Annotated in this window: 5 protein-coding genes; 3 read left to right on the top strand and 2 right to left on the bottom strand. The window is 64.0% G+C overall.

Going from position 1 to position 2727, the window contains the following annotated elements; translation table 11 throughout:
- The coding region (locus tag EN745_RS33215; protein WP_189363239.1) for an SOS response-associated peptidase family protein at nucleotides 1-356 on the top strand (356 nt) is incomplete at its 5' end.
- Nucleotides 357-385: 29 nt separating this feature from the next.
- Here the strand turns inward: EN745_RS33215 and EN745_RS33210 are convergent.
- Nucleotides 386-706 (bottom strand): hypothetical protein, encoded by a 321-nt coding sequence (locus EN745_RS33210; RefSeq protein WP_127406964.1) that lies wholly within the window; start codon nucleotides 704-706, stop codon nucleotides 386-388.
- 100 nt (nucleotides 707-806) lie between these two features.
- Between EN745_RS33210 and EN745_RS33205 the strand changes: the two genes are divergently transcribed.
- Nucleotides 807-983: a hypothetical protein gene (locus EN745_RS33205; protein WP_126055469.1), complete on the top strand. Its 177-nt coding sequence runs from the start codon at nucleotides 807-809 to the stop codon at nucleotides 981-983.
- Nucleotides 980-1189: a hypothetical protein gene (locus tag EN745_RS33200; RefSeq protein WP_126055470.1), complete on the top strand. Its 210-nt coding sequence runs from the start codon at nucleotides 980-982 to the stop codon at nucleotides 1187-1189. Before EN745_RS33205 ends, EN745_RS33200 begins: the two co-directional genes overlap by 4 nt.
- Nucleotides 1190-1242: 53 nt before the next feature.
- Here EN745_RS33200 and EN745_RS33195 read toward each other — a convergent pair whose 3' ends face one another.
- On the bottom strand, nucleotides 1243-2682 hold the full coding sequence (locus EN745_RS33195; RefSeq protein WP_126055471.1) for an FAD-binding oxidoreductase: 1440 nt from the start codon (nucleotides 2680-2682) through the stop codon (nucleotides 1243-1245).
- Between the last annotated feature and the right edge of the window lie 45 nt (nucleotides 2683-2727).

Genomic DNA, 2727 nt, shown 5'->3' with positions numbered 1-2727 from the left:
CCGGCGTGCAGAAGAACTTCTGGTTCGCGCGCGGCGAAGATCGACCGCTGTTCTTCTTCGCCGGCCTGTGGACGCCCTGGCAGGGCGTGCGCAAGGTCAAGGAAGGGCCGGGCGACCACCAGCTCTACGGCTTCCTGACCACCAGGCCCAATGCGCTGATCGCGCCGATCCACGAGAAGGCGATGCCGGTGATCCTGACCACCCCGGAGGAGACCGAGACGTGGCTGACCGCGCCATGGCCGGAGGCGCGGAAGCTGCAGCGGCCAGCGCCTGACGACGCGCTGGTGATCGTGGAGAAGCCGGCGACGCAGATCAAGTTTCCCGCCGAGCCGCCGGCGCAGGGGTCTTTGTTTTAGAAACCAAAGCCGGCAAATGGCCGACCCCTTTATTGCTCATCCCGCCACACGACCCGCCGCACCGTCCTTATTTCGGCAAGCCTTCTCACCCGAATGCCTTGCCTCTCCCCCGCCGTCGGGCTCTGCGTCTCGGCGTGCATGAATTCGTTCTTGCCGCAGCGCTCGCAGCGCATCTTGCTGCCCACGAGGTCAGGTTCGATGTCGCCGAAAATCTTCAGCAGATCGTCGGGCTGATACCAACGCTTGACGTTGCAGAGTCCGCAGCGGACGAGCACGAGTTGCCCGATCTCGTGGGCATTGCTGAGCCGCCGCCCGCCGCCGCGCTTTCGTCTTCCGTCAGTATCAGGCATGACTAATAATAGGAACGCATTCCTCGTTTGGTCAATTCGCCCTTGACATTTTTGTTCCCTTTTTGTTCACTGCGCACATAACGTATGAGGAGCAGCCGGGATGGACCAGATCGTGACACTGGACGGCCGCCAGGAGGCCGCGCTTCAGGCTGTGGCCGACAAGTTCATCGCGCTCCACAAGGGCGACCCCATGAAGGCGCTGAAGGAGATGATCGTGCTCAACGGGCACCTTCAGGAACAGCTCGATGCGCTGCAGGTTTCAAGGAGGCGGCAATGAGCATCCTGCATCTCGACGCCGAAGCGCAGGCTGAATTGCAGGCCGAGGCCGAGAAGCTGATCGCCCGCTACGCGAGCCCGCTGGAGACGGTGAAGGCGCTGATGGCCTACAATTGCGAGTTGGAAACACAAATCCTCGCGCTCGCTCACCGCCACCCGGAGCTGGTGTCGCTGAGCTATGACGATACGCCGGCGATAATCGGCTGAAGCCATGTCCGCGACGGCGCGGTTGTCCACGCCGTCGCCGAGGGATGCTTGTCTCACGCCGCCCGCAGACCTTCCTTAGGGCGCAGGTTCTGGTTCATGCGGAACAGGTTTTGCGGGTCGTAGCGCTGCTTGATCTCCAGCAACCGGCGATAGTTGCCGCCATAGGCCGCTTCGATCCGGTCGGTCTCGTCCTCCGGCATGAAGTTCACATAGGCCGTGCCGACGGCGTAAGGCCGTGTCGCCTCGTAGATACCGCGAGCCCAATCGATGCAGGCCTTGTCCATTGCCGGCTCGCGCCAGCGGGCATGGACGTTCATGACGAAATGCGAGCTGCGCTGCGGAAACGCGGTGGCATCCGCTTCGACGCGGCCCGCCACCCCGCCGACATGGCCGAAGAATATCTCGCATTCGGGACCCGGAAGCCTCGCAATCGCCGCCGTGGTGACCTCGACCGCGCCGTCGGAAAGCTCGGTGAAGTCATGGCTCTTCCAGTAGTTGCGGGCGCCGGGCGTAAGCAGCGGGTCGAAGGCCTGCTGCCAGCCGGTGAACGGATTGACACCGACGACGTCGGCGATCGGCGAGCCGATGGCGCGCAGCTTCCGGGTCGCCTTTTCGCCGGTCTCGATGTCGCCGCAATAGCACATGGCCAGCACCAGCACCTCCTTGCCGTGCCATTCGGCCGGCAGGAAGGGCAGCGGCGGCGCTTGCCGCATGACCACCCAGCAGGTCAGTTCGTCGGGTGCATCTTCCAGCGCCTGCTTATATTCCCGCAGCACTTTCCCGGCATCGGCGAAGGGATGGACGACAAGCCCCGACAGCACTTGCGGCCCGAACTCATGGAGCTGAAACTCGAACGCCGTGACGACGCCGAAATTGCCGCCGCCGCCGCGCAGCGCCCAGAACAGGTCGGGATTTTCGTTCTGGCTGGCGCGCAGCAATTTTCCGTCGGCGGTGACCACGTCAGCGGAAACGAGATTGTCGATGGTCAGCCCGAATTTGCGGGTGATCCAGCCGAAGCCGCCGCCCAACGTCAGGCCGGCAATGCCGGTGGTCGAATTGATGCCGACTGGCATCGCAAGCCCGAAGGCCTGCGTCTCCCTGTCGACATCGGCAAGCGTGGCGCCGGGCCCGACCCAGGCTCGCCGTGCCGCGACATCGACCCGCACCGACTTCATCAGCGACAGATCGAGCATCAGGCCGCCGTCGCAGACGGCGCTGCCGGCAATGTTGTGGCCGCCGCCACGCACGGAGACGAGGAGCTTGTTTTCCCGCGCGAAATTCACGGCGGTAACGACATCGGATGCACCAACGCAGCATACGATCAGCGCGGGCCGCCGGTCGATCATGCTGTTCCAGATGCTGCGCATGTCGTCGTAGGCCGCGTCGCCTTCCCGCAGCGCGGTGCCGCGTATCCGAGCCGAAAGGGCATCAAGGGCCGCGGCGTCGAGCGTCGTCTTGCCGCCCTCAAGGGTGGTGAAGCTCATGGCATTCATGCTTTCCTCCCGTTTTTGTGGTGAGCCCCCCTTCCTGCCTTTTAG

Source organism: Mesorhizobium sp. M4A.F.Ca.ET.022.05.2.1 (assembly GCF_003998845.1).
Taxonomy (GTDB): Bacteria; Pseudomonadota; Alphaproteobacteria; order Rhizobiales; family Rhizobiaceae; genus Mesorhizobium.
Note: the sequence above shows the minus strand (reverse complement) of the source record. Positions and strands in the feature narration are given on the sequence as shown.

Coding starts and splice junctions, on each gene's coding strand:
- EN745_RS33210 (WP_127406964.1), bottom strand. CDS start 706: ATGCCTGATACTGACGGAAGACGAAAGCGCGGCGGCGGGCGGCGGCTC.
- EN745_RS33205 (WP_126055469.1), top strand. CDS start 807: ATGGACCAGATCGTGACACTGGACGGCCGCCAGGAGGCCGCGCTTCAG.
- EN745_RS33200 (WP_126055470.1), top strand. CDS start 980: ATGAGCATCCTGCATCTCGACGCCGAAGCGCAGGCTGAATTGCAGGCC.
- EN745_RS33195 (WP_126055471.1), bottom strand. CDS start 2,682: ATGAATGCCATGAGCTTCACCACCCTTGAGGGCGGCAAGACGACGCTC.